This window comes from Staphylococcus sp. McC-251-APC-3A2 (assembly GCF_009695665.1).
GTDB classification, from domain to species: Bacteria; Bacillota; Bacilli; order Staphylococcales; family Staphylococcaceae; genus Staphylococcus; species Staphylococcus cohnii.
The window spans coordinates 471644-496784 of the sequence record NZ_VUNO01000001.1 but is presented as its reverse complement, the minus strand read 5'-3'; the positions used below and the strand labels follow the sequence as shown (position 1 = coordinate 496784).

Sequence of the window (25141 nt, the reverse complement as noted above, 5' to 3'; positions counted from 1 at the left end):
AATGTATTTGTTGCTTGCTGCTTATTGTTTCTCACGTAATAAATCACGAATTTCTGTTAATAATACTGTGTTTTCTTCAATTTCTTCTTCTTCTTGTTTAATTAATGTATTTGCAATTTTAACAAATATAAATAATGCAAATGCAATAATAATAAAGTCTATAATCGATTGTACAAACATACCGTATTTGATACCCATGAAGGACCAACTTTTGGCAAAATCAACGGTACCGAATATTAAACCGATTAATGGCATGATAATATATGAAACCAAAGCTGTTACAATTTTGTTGAAAGCTGCACCCATAACTACAGCTACTGCTAAATCTAAGACATTCCCTTTTAATGCAAAATCTTTAAATTCTTGTAGCATATTAATAACCTCTCTTAATTAAATTTTTTTAATATAAATGTTATTATACAATATTTATTAAATTAAGAAAATACTTTTTAAAAGTGAATTTGATATTAACATAGATGTTTGTTACTCTTATGAATGGTAAAACTAAAAAATAGAAATAAATTTGTTTTTTCAAATTTTCTATTTAGATTTAAAAATTTAATATAAATATGAAAGGGAGTAATTAATTGTGAATTCTTCTGAAAATCAACCAAACGGTAAGAAGATATCCCCAGTATTTATTTATAGTGCGATTATTGTTGGTATAGTTGTTTTAATCGGGGCAATTGTTCCAGAACAATTTGACACTGTTACGAACACAATCAAACTATGGATTACTGATAAATTGGGTTGGTATTACTTAATTCTTACAACGTTTATTGTTTTCTTCTGTATTTTCCTAATTTTTAGCCCTATTGGAAAATTAAAGCTCGGTAAACCAAATGATAAACCGGAGTTTAATACTATATCTTGGTTTGCGATGCTATTCAGTGCTGGTATGGGTATAGGACTTGTGTTCTACGGTGCTGCTGAACCTATGGCAGATTTTGCTGCACCGCCAAATGCGGAACCTAAAACTACTGCAGCATATACTGAAGCATTACGTTCTACATTCTTCCATTGGGGATTCCATGCGTGGTCTATTTACGGTGTCGTTGCATTAGCACTTGCTTACGCACAGTTTAGAAAAGGAGAACCAGGACTTATCTCAAGAACGTTACGCCCTATCTTAGGCAATAAAGTAGAAGGTCCAATTGGAACAATCATTGACGTGTTAGCAGTATTTGCTACAGTTGTCGGTGTTGCTGTTTCATTAGGTATGGGTGCATTACAAATCAATGGTGGTTTGAATTACCTATTTGGTGTGCCAAATACTATTTGGGTACAAGCAATCATTATTGTGATCGTTACGATTCTATTCTTAATGAGTGCATGGTCAGGCTTAAGTAGAGGTATCCAATACTTAAGTAATTTAAATATTAGTTTGGGTGCGGTTCTAATGATTGCAGTCTTGATTATTGGACCAACTGTGTTGATATTAAATATGATGACAAGTTCAACAGGTAGTTTATTAAATTCATTCCTATTTAATACTTTTGATACAGCAGCTCAAAACCCACAAAAACGTGAATGGATGTCTAGCTGGACACTTTACTATTGGGGCTGGTGGTTAAGCTGGAGTCCATTCGTAGGTATCTTTATAGCGCGTGTTTCTAAAGGTCGTTCAGTACGTGAGTTTATTGGTGGTGTACTTTTAGTACCTGCTTTAGTAAGTTTTGTATGGTTCAGTGTATTTGGTGTACTAGGTATTGAAACTGGTAAGAAAAATCCTGAACTGTTTAATATGACAGCTGAAACTCAATTATTTGGCGCGTTTAATGAAATACCATTTGGAATTGTATTATCGTTGATAGCGCTAGTACTCATTGCATCATTCTTTATTACATCTGCTGACTCTGCAACATTTGTATTAGGTATGCAAACGACATTTGGTTCATTAGAACCTTCAAATGTTGTTAAAGTGACTTGGGGTATTGCTCAGTCATTAATTGCTTTCGTATTATTATTTGCAGGTGGAGGAAATGGTGCAGATGCTTTAAATGCAATTCAAAGTGCTGCCATAATCAGTGCGTTACCATTCTCCTTTGTAGTTATAATGATGATGATTTCATTCTACAAAGATGCGAATAAAGAACGTAAATTCTTAGGCTTAACTTTAACGCCTAACAAACACAGACTACAAGATTATGTACAATATCAACAAGAAGATTTTGAAGATGATATTATCAATAAAAGAGCGCCGTTAAGAGACGCTGAAAAATCAGAGAAATAAGCTTAAAAACTGAGGGCCGATGAAGGCTCTCAGTTTTTTTGTTTAAGTTTAATTGCACTTAATTAGTGATAATGATTCTCAATTAATAATAATAACTTATTACACGATACACTTGTGATAAGTTTTACTTATACATACTGATTGTAAATTCAAATCTAAATTATAGATGTTTATAATGGTAGGTAGTTGTTTTAAGTTACATATAATTATACAATTTAATTAACGGCATATAATTACTAAAAATTTCAAGGGGGATTTATATGGCTTCTAATTTAAAAGAGCAAGCGAAAAAGTCATTCGAGCTAAATGGGAAATCATACACATACTATGATTTAAAAACTTTAGAAGAAAAAGGTTTAACTAAAATATCCAAATTACCATATTCGATAAGAGTTTTATTAGAATCTGAATTGAGACAAGAAGATGGATTTGTTATTTCTGAAGATCACATTAAAGCATTGTCTGAATTCAATAAAGGTACAGTAGGTGAGGTGCCTTTCAAACCATCTCGTGTAATTTTACAAGATTTCACTGGTGTACCTGCAGTTGTTGACTTAGCGTCATTACGTAAAGCTATGAATGATGTTGGGGGAGATTTAAATAAAATTAATCCAGAAGTGCCAGTAGATTTAGTTATTGATCACTCAGTTCAAGTAGATAGCTATGCGAATCCAGATGCGCTAGAAAGAAATATGAAATTAGAATTTGAAAGAAACTACGAACGTTATCAATTCTTAAATTGGGCTACTAAAGCATTTGCTAACTATAGTGCTGTTCCACCAGCAACTGGTATTGTACACCAAGTTAACCTAGAGTACTTAGCAAACGTTGTTCACGCACGTGAAGTAGACGGAGAAACAGTTGCTTTTCCAGATACATTAGTAGGAACTGACTCACATACAACTATGATTAATGGTCTAGGTGTATTAGGTTGGGGTGTAGGTGGTATTGAAGCCGAAGCTGGTATGCTTGGTCAACCTTCTTATTTCCCAATTCCTGAAGTAATTGGTGTAAGATTATCTAATGCGCTACCTCAAGGTGCTACTGCAACGGATTTAGCCTTACGTGTAACTCAAGAATTACGTAAAAAAGGCGTTGTTGGTAAATTTGTTGAGTTCTTTGGCCCAGGTGTAGAACATCTACCATTAGCAGATAGAGCTACAATCGCAAATATGGCGCCTGAATATGGTGCAACTTGTGGTTTCTTCCCTGTAGATAAAGAATCTTTAAAATATTTACGTTTAACTGGTCGTTCAGAAGAACAAATTGAATTAGTTGAAAAATATTTAGAAGAAAACAATATGTTCTTTACTGCTGATAAAGATGAACCAGATTATACAGATGTGGTTGAATTAGATTTAGCTACAGTTGAAGCTTCACTTTCAGGTCCTAAACGACCTCAAGATTTAATCTTCTTAAGTGATATGAAAGAAGAATTTGAAAAATCTGTTACTGCACCTGCTGGTAACCAGGGTCATGGTTTTGATGAAAGTGAATTTGATAAAACAGCAACAATTGAATTTAAAGATGGATCTAAAACACAAATGACTACAGGTGACCTTGCGATTGCAGCAATTACATCATGTACGAATACGTCAAATCCATATGTTATGTTGGGTGCTGGCTTGGTAGCTAGAAATGCAGTTGAAAAAGGCTTAAAAGTACCTGAATATGTTAAAACTTCATTAGCTCCGGGTTCTAAAGTTGTTACAGGTTATTTAAGAGATTCTGGATTACAAGAATATTTAGATGACTTAGGATTTAATTTAGTAGGGTACGGTTGTACAACATGTATCGGTAACTCAGGCCCATTATTAGAAGAAATCGAAAAAGCGATTGCTGAAGAAGATTTACTTGTAACATCTGTTTTATCAGGTAACCGTAACTTTGAAGGACGTATTCATCCATTAGTAAAAGCTAACTATTTAGCATCACCTCAATTAGTAGTTGCATATGCACTTGCAGGTACAGTTGATATTGATTTACAAAATGAGCCATTAGGTAAAGGAAAAAATGGTGAAGATATCTATCTAAAAGATATTTGGCCAACAATTAAAGAAGTAGCAGATACTGTAGATAGTGTCGTTACACCTGAATTGTTTAAAGAAGAATATGAAACTGTTTATAACAACAATGAAATGTGGAATGAAATCGATGTAACAGATCAACCGTTGTATGATTTCGATCCAGAATCAACTTATATTCAAAATCCATCATTCTTCCAAAATTTATCTAAAGAACCAAATGATATTAAATCATTAAATAATTTACGTATTATGGGTAAATTTGGAGATTCAGTTACGACTGACCATATTTCTCCAGCGGGTGCTATCGGTAAAGATACGCCAGCAGGTAAATATTTATTAGATCATGACGTACCTATTCGTCAATTTAACTCTTATGGTTCTCGTCGTGGTAACCATGAGGTAATGGTTCGTGGTACTTTTGCTAATATTCGTATTAAAAACCAATTAGCACCAGGTACAGAAGGTGGTTTCACTACTTACTGGCCTACTGGTGAACAAATGCCTATATATGATGCGGCAATGAAATATAAAGAAGATGGTACTGGTTTAGTAGTATTAGCCGGAAATGACTACGGAATGGGTTCTTCCCGTGACTGGGCTGCTAAAGGTACAAATTTACTAGGTGTTAAAACTGTAATCGCTCAAAGTTATGAACGTATCCACCGTTCTAACTTAGTTATGATGGGTGTGCTACCTTTACAATTCAAAGATGGTGAATCTGCAGATAGCCTAGGTTTAGATGGTACAGAAACTATTTCTGTTGACATCGATGAAAATGTAAAACCACATGATTTAGTGAAAGTAACTGCTAAAAAAGAAAATGGAGAAGTTGTTGACTTCGAAGCAGTTGCACGTTTCGATTCACATGTAGAAATTGATTACTATCGTCATGGCGGCATTTTACAATTAGTATTAAGAAATAAATTAGCAAATTAATTGTTTATTCTGAACAAAAATAAGGCTGAGACAATCTTTTGTGTCTCAGCCTTATTTTATTTGTGAACGCTAAACATTTAACTTTTTCTAGTTAAGTCTGTGGAAATGATTTTAAAATGTGTTTTCTGCCTTGCTTTCATTTTTATGTTAATATTTATATATAAGTAATTCGAACAATTGAAAAGAGGACGTTTATAATGATTTATAGTATTACAGAAATTCCTTCACGTTATGCAGAAACAGATCAAATGGGTGTTATTTATCACGGTAATTATCCAACATGGTTTGAGGTTGCACGCACAGATTATATATCAAAATTAGGTTTTAGCTATAAAGCAATGGAAGAATCTGGTATTATTTCTCCTGTTACAGATTTAGATATTAAATATATAAAAACGATACAATATCCTGAAACTGTTAAAATTAAGACATGGGTTGAAAAATACACACGTTTAAGATCAATTTATCGTTATGAAGTGTACAACGAGGTTGGCGAATTAGCTACTACAGGTTCAACTGTTTTGACTTGTATTAGGAAGGATAACTTTAAGCCTATTAGATTAGATAGATATTTTCCAGAATGGCATGCTATGTATGCAGAAGTAGATAAAAGAAATCAAGCTGGAGAAACATTTGAAGTAGAAAATGGCATGCTTTAATTTAGTTAGATGTATAAATGCATAATTCAATGTATGGTATTTGTATTTATATACATTAATTCATTTACCATGTGTTTTTCAAGTGTACAAAAGAATGATAAAGATGATTGATAAAAAGAGCCTGGAATGAAACCAGGCTCTTTTTAAGTATATATTTTTATATGAATTATATATTGTGTTATGTGTTTTGAGTTCTATTATTATTTAGCAGAATAAGCAATTTCATCGACACTATCATTGACGTCTATGAATAAATCATGGTCTTCAAAATACCATAAGTCTTTTTCGGCAATCACTACATCTAAGCCATCGAAATGGTTTTCGTAACCAATTTCTACATCATCTTTTTGATCAACACTAAATGCAGGACTAAATCCTTGTTTTAATTGGAATTCTCCACCATAGCGAACGAAAAATTGTAAGACTTTGTTATCTTCAGGTAAATCAAGTTCATCTTTAAACCAAGATACAGCGTTATCTGAAAGTTTTATATCCATAATAAAAGTCCCCTCTCATTTCACAAGTTATAGCTTGTGACCATTGGTTACTAATTTTTAAATTAGTACTATATTTATTACCCAATTTTGAGTAATAATAAAAGTAGTATATCATATTTAAGTATAATTTTCTTTGAATTCAAATTGTTCAATCATGTTTCAGAGTGAAAACGAAGATATTTAACCACGTTGTAGATTAGTGTGGCATAATGAATATAAGGATTATAATTAAAATAATAGTAAATGAACGATAGATGTTATTGCTTATGAATGTAGAATTAAGAGAAGTGCATTTATTCCACAAATGTTAAGTTATGTTTTATAAATAATGTTTTAAAATGCTGGTTTTGAGACAAGATTCAATTCATACGCTTAACTTGGATTATAATAAGTAAAAATTAATAGTATAATGATAGTCTGAGCTATAAATCTTTAATTTAATGAATAAAAAATAGTGAAGCAGAAGTCTATTTTAAAGATTTCTGCTTCACTATAAGGAAAACTGACTAATGAATAAGTTTATGTTCCATCATTTTCTATTAGCCAGACATTCGTTTTTACTTATCAGTAGCTGAGGCATTAGATTGTCCCAGTCTGAGTATGTTTGCTATTTTTGTTATTGATTGCTAATGACTTTTGTAATAGTTACATCCATTTAATTTTTGGTTCTTCGCCTTTAAATATTCTAACAATATTAGTTCGATGTCTAAATATTAATAGAACGCCTACACCGATACTCACGACTAGTAAGATATAATCTCGAATTAATAGTGCACCGATTACACAACAGATTGATGCTATGATACTCGATAGTGATACATACTTTGTTAAATAAAGTATGCCGAAGAAAATCGCTGCTAAAATGAGTAATAATATAGGATTGATTCCGAGTATAACACCAGCACTTGTGGCAACCGCTTTTCCACCTTTAAATCCAAGGTAAACTGGATAAACATGACCCAGAATAGCGAATGCGCCTACGATGAGTCCATTTGTGAAAAATGTACTAATAGCACCGTCTGCATGCACTGGTAACCATAGTGGTAAGAACACAACAATAAACCCTTTAAATATATCTAAAAATGTAACAAGGAATCCTGCAGGTTTTCCTAATACTCTAAAACTGTTTGTTGCTCCTGTATTCCCACTACCAAATTGTCTAATATCTTTTTTGAAAAATAATTTACCTATTACATAGCCACTTGGGAAAGCACCAATGAGATAACTTAAAATTAACATGATAATTATCATCACCATACATAATCCACATCCTTTAATGACATTAAAATTATTTTACCATATATGACCTCGGTTAGACGAATAAAAATTTATAACTGTAGTAAAACACGGTTTAAATATTAATTTGATACTTGCAATTTATCAAGATTTATATAAGAATAACTAATGTATAGTTTTAAAAACGAACGTACGTTTGTAGGAGGGCGAAACGATTGGCAATGAACAAACAAAATAAATATTCGGATGATTCCATTCAGGTTTTGGAAGGGTTAGAAGCCGTAAGAAAAAGACCTGGTATGTATATTGGTTCTACCGATAAAAGAGGATTACATCATTTAGTGTATGAAGTTGTCGATAATTCCGTCGATGAAGTATTAAACGGTTTTGGTAATGAAATATTAGTGACAATAAATAAGGACGAAAGTATTACTATAGAAGATGATGGACGTGGGATGCCAACCGGAATTCATACATCGGGTAAACCTACTGTTCAAGTAATATTTACAGTACTTCATGCAGGCGGTAAATTTGGACAAGGCGGATATAAAACTTCAGGTGGTCTACACGGTGTAGGTGCATCAGTTGTAAATGCATTAAGTGAATGGTTAGAAGTAGAAATATACAGAGATGGTGCTATCTATAAACAGCTATTTAGTCATGGTGGTGTACCAGCTACTGGATTAGAAAAGCAAGGTAAAACTAGAAAAACAGGTACTAAAGTTACCTTTAAACCAGATGCTGAAATTTTCAAATCAGCAACATCTTTTAACTATGATGTGTTGAGCGAACGTTTACAAGAATCAGCATTTTTGCTTAAAAATCTTAGAATTACACTTAAAGATTTGAGAGCGGGCAAAGAAAGAGAAGATGTTTTCCACTATGAAGATGGTATAAAAGAATTTGTGAGTTATGTAAATGAAGGTAAAGAAGTGTTACACGATGTAGCAAACTTTGCTGGCACTGCTAATGATATAGAAGTAGAGGTTGCATTTCAGTATAATGATCAATATTCGGAAAGCATTTTGAGTTTTGTCAATAATGTGCGTACTAAAGATGGCGGCACTCATGAAGTTGGCTTTAAAACAGCAATGACGAGAGTGTTTAATGATTATGCTAGACGTATTAATGAATTGAAAGAAAAAGATAAGAACCTAGATGGTAATGATATAAGAGAAGGTTTGACTGCGATTATTTCAATTCGTATACCTGAGGAATTATTACAATTCGAAGGGCAAACTAAGTCTAAATTAGGTACACCTGAAGCCAGAAGTGCAGTAGATTCAGTTGTATCTGAAAAATTACCTTATTATTTAGAAGAAAAAGGACAATTGTCAAAAACCCTCGTTAAAAAAGCATTAAAAGCCCAACAAGCAAGAGAAGCAGCACGTAAAGCAAGAGAAGATGCGCGATCAGGTAAGAAAAACAAACGAAAAGATACATTATTATCCGGAAAGTTAACACCTGCGCAAAGTAAGAATACAGAGAAAAAAGAATTGTATTTAGTTGAGGGTGATTCAGCTGGTGGTTCTGCAAAATTGGGGCGTGACCGGAAATATCAAGCAATTTTACCGTTAAGAGGTAAAGTTATAAACACTGAAAAAGCACGCTTAGAAGATATTTTTAAAAACGAAGAGATTAATACGATTATCCACACAATAGGTGCTGGTGTAGGTAATGAATTTAAATTAGAAGATAGCAATTACAATCGTGTAATTATAATGACAGATGCGGATACGGATGGCGCACATATTCAAGTGCTTTTATTAACATTCTTCTTTAAATATATGAAACCTTTAGTAGAAGCAGGTAGAGTATTTATAGCATTACCTCCATTGTACAAACTGGAAAAAGGTAAGGGTGCTTCTAAGAAAATAGAATATGCATGGACAGATGAAGAATTAGAAAAACTACAAAAGAAATTAGGTAAAGGATTTAGTTTACAGCGTTATAAAGGTTTAGGGGAAATGAACGCTGATCAATTATGGGAAACAACAATGAACCCAGATACAAGAACGCTGATTCGAGTACAAGTTGATGATGAATTACGTTCATCGAAACGCGTAACAACTTTAATGGGAGACAAAGTAGCTCCTAGACGTGAATGGATTGAAAAACATGTTGAATTTGGTCTTCAAGAAGATCAAAGCATTCTGGATAACAATGAAATTCAAATACTAGAGCAGGATTATTCTGATGAGGAGGAAATGAATTGAGTGAAATAATTCAAGATTTGTCGCTGGAAGATGTTATTGGCGACCGATTTGGTAGATATAGTAAATACATCATTCAAGAGCGTGCATTACCAGATGTTCGTGATGGGCTTAAACCTGTTCAAAGACGTATTTTATACGCTATGTATTCTAGTGGTAATACATTTGATAAAAATTTCCGTAAAAGTGCAAAAACTGTCGGTGATGTTATCGGACAATATCACCCTCATGGTGATTCATCTGTATATGATGCGATGGTTCGTTTGAGTCAAGATTGGAAACTGCGACATGTTCTGATAGAAATGCAAGGTAATAATGGTAGTATTGATAACGACCCAGCAGCTGCTATGCGTTATACTGAAGCGAAATTAAGCAGAATTTCAGAAGAGTTATTAAGAGATATTAATAAAGAAACTGTACCATTTATGCCTAACTACGATGATACGACAATGGAACCAATGGTATTACCTGCTAGACTGCCACATTTGTTAATCAATGGAAGTACAGGTATATCTTCAGGTTATGCCACGGATATACCTCCGCATAATCTCGCTGAAGTTATTCAAGCAACATTGAAGTATATAGATAATCCCAACATCACTGTAAGTCAGTTGATGAAGTATATCAAAGGTCCCGATTTTCCTACAGGTGGTATTATTCAAGGGATTGATGGTATTAAGAAAGCTTATGAAACAGGAAAAGGTAAAATTGTTGTTCGCTCTAAAGTCGATGTCGAAGAATTGAGAAATGGTAGAAAAGAACTCATCGTTACTGAATTACCTTATGAAGTTAACAAAAGTTCACTTGTTAAAAAGATGGATGAATTGCGAGCAGATAAAAAAGTAGATGGTATTGTAGAAGTACGTGACGAAACAGACCGTACAGGGCTGCGAATTGCCATTGAATTAAAGAAAGATGTCAATAGCGAAGCGGTTGCTAATTTTTTATATAAAAACACAGACTTACAAGTTGCATATAATTTTAATATGGTAGCAATCAGTGACGGTCGTCCACTTCTTATGGGTATTCGCCAATTTATAGACAGTTATCTCAATCATCAGATTGATGTAGTTACTAAGCGTACACGTTTTGAATTAGATAATGCAGAAAGTAGAATGCATATTGTAGAAGGTCTAATGAAAGCTTTGTCAATTTTAGATGAAGTTATTAAACTCATTAGAAATTCAAAAAATAAAAAAGACGCTAAAGATAATTTGGTTTCTGAGTTTGATTTTACAGAAGCACAAGCTGAAGCTATTGTTACGTTGCAACTATATCGTCTGACAAATACAGATATAGTACAATTACAAGAAGAACATGATGAATTAAAAGCTAAAATTGCACATTTAAAAAATATTTTAGATAACCATGATGCTTTGTTGAATGTTATCAAAGAAGAATTGGGAGAAATAAAAAATAAATATAAACAACAACGTTTATCTACTATAGAAGCTGAAATCAGTGAAATCAAAATTGACAAAGAGGTCATGGTGCCAAGCGAAAATGTGATTATGAGTATTACGAAACATGGTTACATAAAACGAACATCGTTACGTAGCTTTAATGCCAGTGGTGTAGAAGAGCTAGGTGTAAAAGATGGGGATACAATGCTCAAATATCAAGAAGTAAATACATTAGATACAGCATTAGTATTCACTAATAAAGGCAGACATCTTTATATACCAGTTCATAAACTTTCAGAGATTAAGTGGAAAGATTTAGGACAACATGTATCACAGATTGTGCCTATTGATGAAGGCGAGCATGTTATAGATGTTTATTGTGAAAGTGATTTTAAACCAGATGTATTTTATATTTTAGCTACGCGAAATGGCATGATTAAGAAAAGTAATGTCTCTATGTTTAAAACATCAAGATACAATAAACCACTTGTCTCTATGAAACTAAAAGATAATGATGAAGTGATCAATGTAATGAGATTAGATGAACCACAAACGATTACTGTTTTAACACACAAAGGGATGTCATTAACTTACAGTAGTGAAGAGTTATCAGATACTGGACTAAGAGCCGCTGGTGTTAAATCGATTAACCTTAAAAGTGAGGACTATGTTGTGTTAACACAAATCGTTAATGAAAATAACACGATCTTGATGGCGACTCAACGTGGTTCATTAAAACGCATAAGATTTAATATTTTACAAAAAGCTAAACGTGCACAACGCGGTATCACATTATTAAAAGAGCTTAAAAAAACACCGCATCGCATCGTAGCAGCTAACGTTGTTCAGCCGGATCATACAACTTATACAGTATATTCAAAACAACATGAAGAAAGCGGCAATATTAAAGATATTCATTTATCGGAACAATATACCAATGGTAGCTTTGTAGTAGATGTTAAAGAATTTGGTGAAGTTGTTAATATGATCGTTAAATAACACTAGTTTTAAAATTTTGTTAGTAAATACAACAATATAATGATAAAATACCTATTAGGTGTAACAAAAATGAAGCAAGAGATTTATAGTAATGTGAAAAGGTACTGTGCAATGCTTGATGATAAGTACTTTACCGATTCATTTATTTTCATGTCTACATAAGCATTGGATTTTGTTTATAAACATGAATGAAACTATAAATCTCTTGATTTTACTATGAAAATTAATTTGTATAGATGAGAGGGATTAAATTGAGCAATTTTGATAGTTTGATTCCGGATTGGTTCAAAGCATTTGTTCAAGTCGGGAATGATTTAATCTGGTCACAATACTTAATTGGACTTTTAATTACAGCAGGTATATTTTTTACCATTGGATCTAAGTTCGTACAATTAAGATGGATACCGGAAATGTTTCGAGCAATTGGAGAAAAACCTGAAACATTAGAAAATGGAAAAAAAGGTATTTCACCATTCCAAGCATTTGCAATTAGTGCAGGTTCTCGTGTTGGTACTGGTAATATTGCCGGTGTTGCGACAGCAATTGTATTAGGAGGCCCTGGTGCAGTATTCTGGATGTGGATTATTGCTTTTATCGGAGCAGCCAGTGCATTTATTGAAGCGACGCTTGCGCAAGTGTATAAGGTGCCTGATGAAGAAGGTGGTTATCGTGGTGGACCAGCTTATTACATAACTAAAGGACTCAACCAAAAATGGTTAGGTGTTGTTTTTGCGGTATTAATTACAGTGACATTTGCATTTGTTTTTAATACAGTACAATCAAACACAATAGCTGAATCATTAAAAACGCAATATAATGTAAGCCCTATTGTTACTGGTATAATCTTAGCTATTGTTACTGCTATTATTATATTTGGAGGCGTAAGAAGTATTGCAACATTATCTTCTATAATTGTGCCTGTGATGGCAATTATTTATATAGGTTTAGTTGCTGTAATATTAATATTCAACTATGATCAAATCATACCAATGATTGCAACTATAGTTAAAAATGCTTTTGGATTTGAACAAGCAACTGGAGGCGCTGTTGGTGCAGCTGTTCTTCAAGGTATTAAACGTGGTTTGTTCTCAAACGAAGCTGGTATGGGTTCTGCGCCAAATGCTGCTGCTACAGCTGCTGCGCCACACCCAGTTAAACAAGGTTTGATCCAATCATTAGGCGTATTCTTTGATACGATGTTAGTATGTACGGCAACGGCGATAATGATTTTATTATATACTGGATTGGAATTTGGAGAGAATGCAGCACAAGGCGTTGCAGTTACACAATCTGCATTGAATGAACATTTAGGTAGTGCAGGTGGTATTTTCTTAACGATTGCGATTACTTTATTTGCATTTTCTTCCGTTATCGGTAATTATTATTATGGTCAATCGAACATGGAATTTTTATGGGAAAATAAAACTGTATTATTTATTTTCAGATGTTTAGTTGTTGTACTTGTCTTCGTTGGCGCAGTTGTGAAAACTGAAACGGTATGGAGTACGGCAGATGTATTCATGGGTCTAATGGCGATTGTCAACTTAGTAGCTATTATTGGTTTATCTAACATTGCTTTCGCAGTTATGAATGATTACCAACGTCAACGTAAAGCCGGCAAAAAGCCTGTATTTAAACCTGAAGAGTTAGAAATCAACTTGTTCGGTATTGAGAGTTGGGGAATGAAGAAAAAATAATCTTGTTTAAATATTAGTGCAAAGATTTAAATGTTTCTTCATTATCATATTTTCTTTAATATTAATTTATATATAGGCAGTAATATAAAGTTATGTTAAACATTTGATTTTATATTACTGCTTTTTAATATACACTGTAATATTTTAGTCCAATACATTTTTTATTTGTAGTTGTTATTATGAATTATGGGTGTTTAGTTAATTTTTAATAAAACATGACAAAATATATGTTTGGGAAATGGTCATTGTGTTATGATTAACATTAGTTATTTTAAATATTAAACGTTATGTATTGTGTCACAAAAGTGCATAATTTTTTTATTATGCGCTAAAAGATCAATATATTTTGAAAAATAAGGTTTGGTGATGTTATGTCAAATGAAGATAATTTAAAGCAAGAAACGGAATCTAAGAAAAGTAAGTTAAAATTAAGTTTCCCCGAAACGCGTTTTATGAAGTTTTTAGGAGGCAAAGATTTAGTTTTTGCTTTGCTTATATTGATATTTATTGGCTGTGCTATTTTTATATTTGATCAAGTTTCTTATATTTTTAAACCATTTATAATTGTTTTTAATACAATTGTAGCACCGATCATTGTATCGATTATATTATATTATTTATTTAACCCATTAGTTAATTTGATGGAACGATATAATATATCAAGACTTTGGGGTGTGATTATATTATTCTTAGTCATTATTGGTGTGATTGCGTTAGCTATTAATTTATTAATACCTGTGATTGGTGCTCAGTTTAAAAGTTTTGGAAATAACTTCCCATATTATGTAGATAAGGTTAATAAATTTATAGATAGTGTAACGAAATACTCTTTAATTTCTAATTTTTATGGACAAATTCAAGATCAATTAGATTCATTGGCGAAAAAATTACCTTCAATGGTGTCTGATTATTTTAATGGTTTTGGTTCTAAAGTTAAAAATTTTGCTGAAGCTTTAGTAAATGTTGGCGTTGTGATTGCTACAACACCATTTGTTTTATTCTTTATGTTAAAAGATGGGCACCGCTTCAAAGAATTTTCAACAAACTTGATGCCGCCTAAATTTAGAAAAGACTTTCATGATTTGTTAGATAAAATGAGTCTACAAGTTGGTTCTTATATCCAAGGACAAATTATCGTATCGTTCTGTATCGGTATATTATTATTTATTGGGTATAGTATCATCGGTTTAGACTACTGTTTAATTTTAGCTTCAATCGCTGCAGTCACAAGTGTTGTTCCATATATTGGTCCGACGATTGCGATTTCACCAGCAATTATAATTGCTTTAATTACTTCACCGATTATGTTGCTGAAGTTAGTGGTTGTTTGGACAGCTGTTCAATTTATTGAAGGGCATTTCATTTCTCCGAATATCATGGGTAAAACATTGAAAATTCATCCACTGACAATTATATTCATCTTACTAAGCGCAGGTAATTTATTAGGTGTTGTCGGTGTTATTTTAGGTATTCCTGCTTATGCGATATTGAAAGTATTAGTTTCGCATTTATTTACCATGTACAAACGTCGTTATAATAAATATTATGGTGATGATGCAGGGGAATATGAAATTACTTCTGATGAAGAAATTCGTTGATTTAAAATTTAAACAATGTATTAAAAGGCTGAGACATAAGGTTCTTGGTCAAGTGAAAAAAGGCAATTTCTATTGAAATAATATAGAAATTGTCTTTTTCATTATTGTTTTGATTATTGCTAGCTTATTGAGCTATTACTTTTCTAATATTAAGTGCCATCAATACAAATCCAAGTTCTCTTTTGACGTGTTTACTTTTTTAACCGAATACATTTTTAGGGGTTGTTTCAACGATTTCATTCACATGTCGTGACATATCACTTATAGCGATTTTGTAACGTGCGGACGCCCGGGAAATGATATGAGCGAGAGACTACAGGTTCGAGCCATATCCCGGGCAAGCATGCATAATCAAAATCGTAAGATTTTTATATAAAATGGACTCATCCATCATGTGTAATCATATTAAGTTATATCATTTGGTGAAATTAAAATTATAAATTTCTAGCAGTTGTATATGTTAAATCATGTTTTTTAATATTATAAAACAGTTACTTCTTTAAATAATAAATACGAAAGTTTTTCCATTGTTTTAAAACACATCACTTATAGCGATTTTGTAACGTGCGGACGCCCGGGGAAATGATATGGGCGAGAGACTACAGGCTCGAGCCATATCCCCAGGCAAGCATGCACGATCAAAATCGTAGTATTTTAAATATAAAGAGGACCAATCTATATTAAGGATTGGCCCTCTTATTTTGAGAATGGGGATTTATGTTCCAGTCTCTTTTATGATTGACAAGATGGGATGAAATATTCATTTTAAGTGAATTAGCTTCCCGTTCTGCTCATTTTTATTTTGTTTGTAAGATGATTACATGTGTAAACTTTTAAACGAAGTATACAGAGTCTAACAATATTGTAATATATAACGTGTATAAGAATTATTTATTAAAAATAAGAATTGTGCTATATTTTAAATATTATATGAATATAGAAAAGTGATGTGAACACATGTCAAAGAAGTTAGGAAATAAAATATTAACAATAATGAAAGTTATATTTGCACTTTCATTATTTATATTTGTTGCTTTTACGTTATATAAAGAATTAGCGAATATAAATTTAAAAGAAACGATTCATTCTATAAAAGATATTAATAGTGTATGGTTGGTTGTGTTGTTTATGAGTGGCGGCCTAGCCATATTGATTTTATCGATGTATGATGTAATTTTAGCTAAGGTATTACATTTAAAAATTTCTTTAGTTAAAACCGTACGTATAGGATATATTGTAAATGCTTTGAATGCAGTATTGGGTTTTGGAGGATTTATAGGAGCGAGCGTAAGATTTTTATTATATAAAGATACTACGGAAGATAAAAAAGGATTACTACACACTATTTCTATTGTTTTAATCTCTATGTTGACTGGTTTGAGTATGCTTTCTATTTTAGTAGTATTTCATGTATTTGATGTTAGGCATGTATTTAGTCCATTCCCTTGGGTTAGATGGTTAATGTATATTGTAGCATTATTTTTGCCGATCTTTATTTTCTTTATAATTTGGAAACCAGTCAATAAAAACAGTAAACTGACTGGGATATATTGCACCATTGTTTCTAGTATTGAATGGATGATTGCTGCTTTAGTGTTGTACATGGCACTATTAATTGTTGGTATACATGTGCATTTTCCTGTATTCATGGGGATATTTATCATTGGCGCTTTATCTGGGTTAATGAGTTTCATTCCCGGTGGATTTGGCACATTTGATTTGGTACTATTACTAGGATTGAAAAGTTTAAACATTCCAGAAGAGAAAATTGTTTTAGCTTTATTACTCTACAGGTTAGCTTATTACCTATTTCCTGTTTTAATTGCACTTATTCTCTCAACCTTTGAATTCAGAAATACTGCAAAACGTTATTGGGATGACTCTAAAATTATGATACCTGTCAAAGATATGTCATCACTTCTAGCATCTTATCAAAAAGATATTTTAACAAGAATTCCAGCGTTTTCCATTGCATTATTACTTTTATTTACGAGTGTTTTATTTTTCTTTAATAACATTACAATTATTTATGATGGGCTATATAGTAACAATCATGCGTTTTATTATATTATAGCGTCTATCCATACTTGTGCATGTTTATTATTATTGTTAAATGTGATTGGTGTATATCATTTATCTAAGAGAGCACTTTTGTTCGCTATCTGTTCAGTCATCATTATATTTAGCGTCACAGTTTATACCTATCCTTCTTTGATTCTTTTGAGTTGGTTAATAACTATGTTCGTAATGCTTGTTTTATTTTATAGAAGCGCACGCGTCATAAAGCGTCCATTTAGATATACGAAACTATTGTCTAGCGTAATCATAGGCGCACTTGTGTTGTTCATTAACCATGTGTTTATAAAGAATACATTTTATACTTTAGATATTTATCATTTAGAAGTAGATACCTCTCTTTTAAGATATTATTTTTGGTTCACAATTATTACAGTAGTTATTATAGTAAGTGTTATTGTGTGGTGGTTTGAAGCAAGATTTAAATCTGCAGGCAGTGATCACAATCTAGAGCAATGTGAAACAATCATTCAAAAATTTGGCGGGAATTATTTAAGTCATCTAATTTATAGTGGTGATAAGAAGTTTTTCTTTAATGAACAGCAAGATGCATTTGTGATGTATCGTTATAAACGAAATGCATATATTGTTTTGGGTGATCCTATCGGAAATAGTGCATCGTTCCATGAGTTGCTTGAAACATTTTATAATGAAGCACACTATTTAGGTTACGATATTATTTTCTATCAAGTAACTGACAAATATATGTCAATTTACCATGATTTTGGAAATCAATTTTTTAAATTAGGTGAAGAAGCCATTATTGATTTATCAACTTTCACTACTTCAGGAAAAAAGAAACGCGGTTTGCGTGCTACCTTGAACAAACTAGAAGATTTGGGTTGTAATTTTGAGATGTTAGAACCGCCTTTTTCACAAAACATATTTGATGAATTGAAACAAATAAGTGATGATTGGTTATCAGGCTCTGCAGAAATGCAATTTTCAGTAGGGAATTTTAGTGAACATTATATATCACAGGCGCCGATTGGAGTCATTAGAGATAAAGAAAAAGTTATTATTGGTTTTTGTACATTTATGCCTGTGAATGACAATTCGACATTATCTATTGATTTAATTCGTTGGAAATCAGATGCTTCCTTACCACTGATGGATAGTTTATATCTGCATATGCTATTATGGGCTAAAGCAAATCATTATCAATACTTTAATATGGGCATGGCCACACTGTCTAATGTAGGTAAAGTACCGTTTTCATTTTACAGAGAAAGACTTGCTGGTAGAATATTTGAGCATTTCAATGGCCTATATAGATTTCAAGGTTTAAGACGTTATAAAGAAAAGTTCAATCCCAACTGGCAACCAAGATTTTTAGTATATCGTAAAGGGAATTCATTATGGATAAGTATGACAAAAGTCATGCGCGTAATTAGAAAAAAATAATAAAAAACAACCAACAATCCCGTTAATGATTGTTGGTTGTTTTTTGGAGTTATAGCTTTTAATGGTTTTTGTAGTCAATGCCGGAGAAGTTATTAACTACTTTTTAATAAACTAACTATATACTTTCTAAATATCATTTTGACTCTAACTATATTTATGAATTTCTAGTTACCCCTTTGTTCAAGGTGTAAATATAATATATCATCAATAGAAAACGCTTTCAATACTATAATATCATCTCATGTGAATAAAAATTGACATTTTATATAGTTAATTTCATTTTGAAACTTAAATGTATTTTTACATCAGATTAAAGTTAATATTTGCAATTTGAATTATTATCATTTGTTATATTATTAAAATACATTCAATATTTTAAGATTATGTAGTAACATGTAAATATTAATGCTTGCAGTGTGCGCAATGGGGTGAAAAAATGAAAAAAGTTATCGTTTGTTTGGTATTAATAATGCTTTTAGTTGCGTTAACGTTATCAATTAAGTCGTTATATGATACCATACACACAAATTACAAAGGTTCGAACCAATCTGCTCAAAATGAAAAGTTTAAAAAGGAAAAAAATCCAAAGTATAAAATACCTAAGATTAATGTATTATCGCAACAATTCAGTGAAAATTTCATGAATAGTGATGTAAGAAATCATTATATGCATATTTCAAAAGGTATGCACAAGCGTAAAGTTGAAACATATTTTGGTGATAGTGAAAATATAATACAAATTGCTAATGAGAAAGCACATAAATATGGTAACATCGCAGTTTTGTTTAAAAATGATAAAGTTCAACGAATTTTTGTTGTTCCTGATAATGTTACTGTTGCATCGTTTGCTCAAGTACATGGTCAAAGAACATTTAATAGTCATAATCGCACGATAATATATGATGATAATCCATCTAATCATTTTTCTGTTAAAGTATATTTTGATTCAAATGAAAAAGTGACGGCAATAGAAAATATAGATCAAATATCTACTATAGAATAGATATTAATGAGTGTGAACATAATGTTCAATATCAACTTTAAAGACTTATCCGAATTAACAGGATGAGTCTTTTTTATTTAAATTTATATGAGGTGAAAGAATTGCGGTTTTCAAGAAAATGATGAAACTATCACTTAATAAAAGTAATGAAGGTTCGAGTACGTCTTTATTTAATATAACTAATAGCGCAATAGTTTATAAAATGGTAAGATATTTATATTTTTGGTCCGATTAGTATAAACTAATGCTTTTGTGCTATATAAATAAATTAATAAAAATATGGAATATAAAGTAATATAAAAATTAAAATTTCAAATAAACTACCAAAATATAAATTATTATGATAATATGAAAACGGTTACAAAAATAGAGGTGATTTTTATAGTAACAATAAAAGAGGTAGCTAAATTAGCGGGTTGTTCTGTAGCAACGGTATCTAGAGTTATCAATAATAATGGATATGTAAAAGCTCAAACAAAAACACAAATTGAACGTGCGATTCATGAGCTTAACTATCAACCTAATGAAGCAGCACGTACATTATATAAACGCAAGTCAAAAATGATTGGTTTATTATTACCAGATATCAGTAATCCTTTTTTTACATTGATAGCGAGAGGTGTTGAAGATATAGCGCTTGCGCATGGTTTTCAAGTTTTAATTGGCAATAGTGACAACGATGTTGATAAGGCTAAAGATTATCTATCTACTTTCAATGCTTATAATTGTGTAGGCGTGATTGCTACAGCATTTGCTGATGATCAAATCGAAAAGTTATTAGTATCACAAGGTATTCATTATGTATTTGTAGATCGTGTTAAAGATGAAGGTAATGGTATTTCTATGAATCATTTTGAAGGCGGACAATTACAAGCTCGGCTTGTGTTAGAAGGTAAGCCAAAAAATATTTTGATTCTTCATTTAGATTTGAATATTGGGGCATTTAAATTGAGAATAGATGGCATTAAACAAGAATTGAACAATTATGATGTAAGTTATTACGATTGTTCAGCCGAGACTTTAAAAAATAAAAGTGCATTTATTTCATTAGTTAAAGATTTACATATTGATAGCATTATATGTAGCAATGATGTACTTGCAATTGAAACAATGGGACTTATTCAGCAATTTCAATTGAAAATTCCTGAAGATATTCAAATTGTGGGTTATGACAATATACCTTTTTCTGCAATGACGTTTCCTCAAATTGCAACTATTGATCAGTCTGCGTATTTTTTAGGACAACAAGCGGTATCAATTTTATTGAAATTAAATAAAAACTGTGTAGTGAATCAACAAGATAATACGCTAAAGTTATCAACTAAACGCAGAGGCAGTATTAGATTTGAGTAATGATATGTAACGGGTTACATAAAATATGATTTAACGAAAGGGGAATTAAATGTATAAAACAGGTATTTTGAACAGTGAAATTTCTAAGGTATTAAGTGATTTAGGGCATACAGATACAATTATCATTGCTGATTGTGGATTACCAGTACCAGATGGTGTTAAAAAAATAGATTTAGCATTAACTTTTGGACACCCTTCATTTGAAGAAGTATTTAATTTAGTTAAAGCACATATGAAAATTGAACAGCTTACCATTGCAAATGAAATGATAAAACAAAATAGTGAGTTATATGTGAAATTATTAGCTGAAAATATTGATATGGTCACGGAATCCCATGAAAAATTAAAAATGTATAGTAAGGATGTTAAAGCAATTATAAGAACAGGTGAAGCGACACCTTACGCAAATGCAATTTTATCAAGCGGTGTTTTATTTTAAGGGGTGAAAAATATGATAACGATGAATCAAATTCATAAATCATTTGGTCAAAATGATGTCTTAAGAGGTGTTGATTTTGAAATCAATGATGCAGAAATACATGCGTTAATGGGTGAAAATGGTGCAGGTAAGAGTACGCTCATGAAAATATTAACAGGTGTATATAACGCTGATAGCGGTAATGTTTTAGAAAACGGTCAACCTATTCATTTTAAAAATACGATGGATGCTGAACAAAACGGTGTGTCATTTATACAGCAAGAATTAAATATTTGGCCAAATCTTACAGTGCTTGAAAATTTATTTTTAGGAAAAGAAGAAACAAAAGTTTTTGGCATTGTTGATAATAAAAAAATGAAACAACGTGCTTTGGCTATTTTCAAAAAATTAAATATTGATATCGATTTAAACCGCATGGCAGGTACTTTATCAGTCGGCATGCAACAGATGCTCGAAATCAGTAAAGCATTAATGGAAAAATCGAAAATCATTATCATGGATGAGCCTACTGCAGCCCTGACAAATAACGAAATAAATACGTTGTTTGAACAAATCAAAAATTTAAAAAAAGAAGGCGTTTCTTTTATATATATATCGCATAGAATGGAAGAAATTTTTGCAATCTCAGATCGTATTACAGTAATGAGGGATGGTCGTTCGATATTAACTAAAGAAACTCAAAATACGACGCATGCTGAGATAGTAAAATCTATGATTGGTAGAGATTTAGATAATCAATACCCTGTTAGACAATATCATCAAGGTGATGTTGTACTTTCTGTTGAAAATTTGGATTCGGCTGAACATCATTTAAAACATATTCATTTTGATTTACATAAAGGTGAAATACTTGGTTTTAGTGGTTTGATGGGTGCCGGTCGTTCAGAAATTATGAGAGTACTTTTTGGCTTAGATAAAGGGAATAAATCGGTGAAACTTAACAATAAGCAATTACAGATTCAAAATCCTAACCAATCCATTTCACAAGGTCTGGCTTTTATCACTGAAAATAGAAAAGAAGAAGGTTTAGTTTTACAGGATTCAATTTTAGAAAACATTACATTACCTGCTTTGAAAAGTTTTTCAAGTTCTGGTTTTTTAACACAACATGCTATGGAACAATATTCAGAACAAATGGTTCAGCGTTTAAATATTAAAGGCAAAATAGGAGATACTTGTGGCAATTTATCAGGTGGTAATCAACAGAAAGTAGTTTTAGCTAAATGGATTGCGACTGCACCACACGTGTTAATACTAGATGAACCAACACGAGGCATTGATGTAGGTGCTAAACGTGAGATATACCAATTGATGCATGAATTAACTGACCGAGGTATGTCTATTATTATGATTTCATCAGAACTACCAGAGATTATAGGTATGAGTGATAGAGTTGCGGTTGTACATGAAGGATCCATTGCAGGAACATTAGAGGGTTCAGCTATCACAGAAGAACGTATTATGACTTTAGCTACAGGAGGAAAATTAAATGAAACAGTCTAAATTATCATTTTCTTATTCGTATTTTGAAAAAATTATACCTTTTATTGGGTTAATACTATTAGTTGTTATTATTAGTATATTAAATAGTGCTTTTTTAGAACCTTCTAACTTATTTAATTTATTAAGACAAGTTTCTATTAATGGTTTGATTGCATTTGGCATGACTTTCGTAATATTGACTGGAGGCATTGATTTATCAGTAGGTTCAACGTTAGCGTTATCTAGTGCTTTTGTAGCGATTTTAATGGTTTCAGGTATGGATTCTATTGTAGCTTTATTCATGGGTTGTATATTTGGTGCGATTTTGGGAGCTGTGAACGGCTTACTCATCACGATAGGTAAAATGGCACCTTTCATTGCAACACTAGCTACAATGACTGTATTTAGGGGACTAACGCTTGTCATTACAGATGGAAATCCCATTACAAATTTAAATGGTAGTTATGCATTTCAATTATTTGGTAGGGGCTATTTTTTAGGTATTCCAGTACCAGCTGTCACAATGTTTATTACATTTATCATATTATATATTGTGCTACATAAAACCGTATTTGGTAGACAGACTTATGCTATGGGTGGTAATGAAAAAGCAGCATTTATTTCAGGAATTAAAGTTAATAAAATCAAAATAATGATTTATAGTTTAGCCGGCTTAATGTCAGCTATGGCAGGATCAATTTTAACTTCACGTTTAAATTCAGCACAACCAACAGCAGGGATGTCCTATGAATTGGATGCCATTGCAGCAGTTGTGCTAGGAGGAACTTCTTTAACTGGTGGTAAAGGTCGTATTGTTGGAACATTAATTGGTGTGTTAATTATTGGTGTTTTGAACAATGGTTTGAATTTACTAGGTGTATCTTCATTTTACCAACAAGTGGTAAAAGGTGTCGTTATTATCATTGCAGTACTGATAGATAGAAAAAATAAATAATTGGAGGTGTTGATATTGAAAAAACTTTTTATAACTACAATAGCTATTTTATTATTTTTAACAGGTTGTTCTCTAGAATCACCTATAGAAAAAAATGATAATGGTAAAGTAGATAAGAAAAAATCTGATGTTGTTATTGGTGTGAGTATTTCTACCTTAAATAACCCTTTCTTTGTGAAAATTAAAGATGGCATTGAGAAAGAGGCAAAGAAACAAGGTGTGAAAGTTAAGTTTGCAGATGCCCAAGATGATGCAGCGAAACAAGCTAATGATATTGATGATTTAATACAACAAAAAGTGGATTACTTGATTGTAAATCCAACAGATTCTGATGCGATATCAGGTAGTATCCAAATCGCGAATGATGAGGCAATACCAGTTATTACATTAGACCGAGATGTAGCTAAAGGGGATGTTGCATCATTTATTGCTTCCGATAATATCAAAGGCGGTGAAATGGGTGGCGAACTCATTGTCGATGAATTAGGTGAAGATGCGAAAGTAGCGGAACTTGAGGGCGTTCCTGGTGCCAGTGCTACACGTGAACGTGGTAAAGGTTTCCATAACGTCGCAGATAAATCACTTGATGTAGTTTCCAAACAAAGCGCTAAGTTTAATAGAACAGAAGGTTTAAATGTAACACAAAATATTATTCAAGCTCATCCTGATATCAAAGCTATTTTTGCTCAAAATGATGAAATGGCATTAGGGGCAGTAGAAGCGATAGGAAATAAGGATATTAAAGTCGTTGGTTTTGATGGTAATGAAGATGCGATAAAATCTGTTGAAAAGGGTAAGTTGTTTGCTACAGTTGCGCAACAACCTAATTTGATGGGAGAAGAAAGTATTAAAACAATAATGAATTTATATAATGGTAAAAAGGTTGAGAAAAAGAATAAAATACCTTTAGAAATGAAACGACAATAAGTTA

The 25141-nt window shown here is 31.9% G+C and carries 17 protein-coding genes and 1 pseudogene; 14 read left to right on the top strand and 4 right to left on the bottom strand.

Going from position 1 to position 25141, the window contains the following annotated elements; all coding sequences use genetic code 11:
* Nucleotides 1-21 precede the first annotated feature (21 nt).
* Nucleotides 22-372 (bottom strand): large conductance mechanosensitive channel protein MscL, encoded by a 351-nt coding sequence (gene mscL, locus FYJ81_RS02490; RefSeq protein ID WP_107384942.1) that lies wholly within the window; start codon nucleotides 370-372, stop codon nucleotides 22-24.
* 217 nt (nucleotides 373-589) lie between these two features.
* On the opposite strand from mscL, the gene FYJ81_RS02485 reads away from it, so the two are divergent.
* From FYJ81_RS02485 to menI, 3 genes are all read left to right on the top strand, one after another.
* On the top strand, nucleotides 590-2233 hold the full coding sequence (locus FYJ81_RS02485) for a BCCT family transporter (RefSeq protein ID WP_432578136.1): 1644 nt from the start codon (nucleotides 590-592) through the stop codon (nucleotides 2231-2233).
* Between the two features lie 260 nt (nucleotides 2234-2493).
* Nucleotides 2494-5196, top strand: a complete 2703-nt coding sequence (gene acnA, locus FYJ81_RS02480; RefSeq protein ID WP_107384940.1) for an aconitate hydratase AcnA — start codon at nucleotides 2494-2496, stop codon at nucleotides 5194-5196.
* Between the two features lie 197 nt (nucleotides 5197-5393).
* On the top strand, nucleotides 5394-5855 hold the full coding sequence (gene menI / locus FYJ81_RS02475) for a 1,4-dihydroxy-2-naphthoyl-CoA hydrolase MenI (protein ID WP_107384939.1): 462 nt from the start codon (nucleotides 5394-5396) through the stop codon (nucleotides 5853-5855).
* A 200-nt stretch (nucleotides 5856-6055) separates the two neighbouring features.
* On the opposite strand, the gene FYJ81_RS02470 is transcribed toward menI, so the two are convergent.
* Nucleotides 6056-6352 (bottom strand): HesB/YadR/YfhF family protein, encoded by a 297-nt coding sequence (locus FYJ81_RS02470; protein ID WP_019467977.1) that lies wholly within the window; start codon nucleotides 6350-6352, stop codon nucleotides 6056-6058.
* Between the two features lie 645 nt (nucleotides 6353-6997).
* Complete coding sequence (plsY, locus tag FYJ81_RS02465; RefSeq protein ID WP_107385380.1) at nucleotides 6998-7606, bottom strand: glycerol-3-phosphate 1-O-acyltransferase PlsY; 609 nt, start codon at nucleotides 7604-7606, stop codon at nucleotides 6998-7000.
* Nucleotides 7607-7809: 203 nt separating this feature from the next.
* Between plsY and parE the strand changes: the two genes are divergently transcribed.
* The 4 genes from parE (at nucleotide 7810) to FYJ81_RS02445 (ending at nucleotide 15498) form a co-directional block, all read left to right on the top strand.
* Nucleotides 7810-9804, top strand: a complete 1995-nt coding sequence (gene parE / locus FYJ81_RS02460; RefSeq protein ID WP_182467393.1) for a DNA topoisomerase IV subunit B — start codon at nucleotides 7810-7812, stop codon at nucleotides 9802-9804.
* Nucleotides 9801-12203, top strand: a complete 2403-nt coding sequence (parC, locus tag FYJ81_RS02455) for a DNA topoisomerase IV subunit A (protein ID WP_107384979.1) — start codon at nucleotides 9801-9803, stop codon at nucleotides 12201-12203. Before parE ends, parC begins: the two co-directional genes overlap by 4 nt.
* A 251-nt stretch (nucleotides 12204-12454) precedes the next feature.
* Nucleotides 12455-13900 (top strand): alanine/glycine:cation symporter family protein, encoded by a 1446-nt coding sequence (locus FYJ81_RS02450; protein ID WP_107386597.1) that lies wholly within the window; start codon nucleotides 12455-12457, stop codon nucleotides 13898-13900.
* A gap of 371 nt (nucleotides 13901-14271) precedes the next feature.
* Nucleotides 14272-15498: an AI-2E family transporter gene (locus tag FYJ81_RS02445; protein WP_154409257.1), complete on the top strand. Its 1227-nt coding sequence runs from the start codon at nucleotides 14272-14274 to the stop codon at nucleotides 15496-15498.
* A 1-nt stretch (nucleotide 15499) separates the two neighbouring features.
* On the opposite strand, the pseudogene FYJ81_RS02440 reads toward FYJ81_RS02445, so the two are convergent.
* A pseudogene (locus FYJ81_RS02440) lies at nucleotides 15500-15682 on the bottom strand (IS5/IS1182 family transposase); the annotation flags it as partial.
* A 773-nt stretch (nucleotides 15683-16455) separates the two neighbouring features.
* Between FYJ81_RS02440 and mprF the strand changes: the two are divergent.
* From mprF to FYJ81_RS02405, 7 genes are all read left to right on the top strand, one after another.
* Complete coding sequence (gene mprF, locus FYJ81_RS02435) at nucleotides 16456-18978, top strand: bifunctional lysylphosphatidylglycerol flippase/synthetase MprF (protein WP_154409256.1); 2523 nt, start codon at nucleotides 16456-16458, stop codon at nucleotides 18976-18978.
* 436 nt (nucleotides 18979-19414) lie between these two features.
* Entirely contained in the window at nucleotides 19415-19981 is a 567-nt protein-coding gene (locus tag FYJ81_RS02430; RefSeq protein ID WP_154409255.1) for a hypothetical protein, read from the top strand.
* A 348-nt stretch (nucleotides 19982-20329) separates the two neighbouring features.
* Nucleotides 20330-21334 carry a LacI family DNA-binding transcriptional regulator gene (locus FYJ81_RS02425; RefSeq protein ID WP_154409254.1) on the top strand — a complete coding sequence of 335 codons (1005 nt, stop codon included), beginning with the start codon at nucleotides 20330-20332 and terminating at the stop codon, nucleotides 21332-21334.
* A gap of 49 nt (nucleotides 21335-21383) precedes the next feature.
* Complete coding sequence (gene rbsD, locus FYJ81_RS02420) at nucleotides 21384-21773, top strand: D-ribose pyranase (protein WP_107384575.1); 390 nt, start codon at nucleotides 21384-21386, stop codon at nucleotides 21771-21773.
* A gap of 12 nt (nucleotides 21774-21785) precedes the next feature.
* Nucleotides 21786-23276 (top strand): sugar ABC transporter ATP-binding protein, encoded by a 1491-nt coding sequence (locus FYJ81_RS02415; RefSeq protein ID WP_154409253.1) that lies wholly within the window; start codon nucleotides 21786-21788, stop codon nucleotides 23274-23276.
* Nucleotides 23263-24210 (top strand): ABC transporter permease subunit, encoded by a 948-nt coding sequence (locus FYJ81_RS02410; protein ID WP_107384577.1) that lies wholly within the window; start codon nucleotides 23263-23265, stop codon nucleotides 24208-24210. The genes FYJ81_RS02415 and FYJ81_RS02410 overlap by 14 nt, the downstream gene beginning before the upstream one ends.
* A 15-nt stretch (nucleotides 24211-24225) precedes the next feature.
* On the top strand, nucleotides 24226-25137 hold the full coding sequence (locus FYJ81_RS02405) for a D-ribose ABC transporter substrate-binding protein (protein WP_107384578.1): 912 nt from the start codon (nucleotides 24226-24228) through the stop codon (nucleotides 25135-25137).
* The last annotated feature ends 4 nt before the right edge of the window (nucleotides 25138-25141 follow it).

Bases quoted from the DNA above. Each gene is read 5' to 3' on its own strand.
- menI (WP_107384939.1), top strand. From the start codon at position 5,394: ATGATTTATAGTATTACAGAAATTCCTTCACGTTATGCAGAAACAGAT.
- acnA (WP_107384940.1), top strand. From the start codon at position 2,494: ATGGCTTCTAATTTAAAAGAGCAAGCGAAAAAGTCATTCGAGCTAAAT.
- mscL (WP_107384942.1), bottom strand. From the start codon at position 372: ATGCTACAAGAATTTAAAGATTTTGCATTAAAAGGGAATGTCTTAGAT.
- mprF (WP_154409256.1), top strand. From the start codon at position 16,456: ATGTCAAAGAAGTTAGGAAATAAAATATTAACAATAATGAAAGTTATA.
- FYJ81_RS02470 (WP_019467977.1), bottom strand. From the start codon at position 6,352: ATGGATATAAAACTTTCAGATAACGCTGTATCTTGGTTTAAAGATGAA.
- FYJ81_RS02430 (WP_154409255.1), top strand. From the start codon at position 19,415: ATGAAAAAAGTTATCGTTTGTTTGGTATTAATAATGCTTTTAGTTGCG.
- FYJ81_RS02425 (WP_154409254.1), top strand. From the start codon at position 20,330: ATGAAAACGGTTACAAAAATAGAGGTGATTTTTATAGTAACAATAAAA.
- FYJ81_RS02445 (WP_154409257.1), top strand. From the start codon at position 14,272: ATGTCAAATGAAGATAATTTAAAGCAAGAAACGGAATCTAAGAAAAGT.
- rbsD (WP_107384575.1), top strand. From the start codon at position 21,384: ATGTATAAAACAGGTATTTTGAACAGTGAAATTTCTAAGGTATTAAGT.
- parE (WP_182467393.1), top strand. From the start codon at position 7,810: ATGAACAAACAAAATAAATATTCGGATGATTCCATTCAGGTTTTGGAA.
- FYJ81_RS02415 (WP_154409253.1), top strand. From the start codon at position 21,786: ATGATAACGATGAATCAAATTCATAAATCATTTGGTCAAAATGATGTC.
- FYJ81_RS02410 (WP_107384577.1), top strand. From the start codon at position 23,263: ATGAAACAGTCTAAATTATCATTTTCTTATTCGTATTTTGAAAAAATT.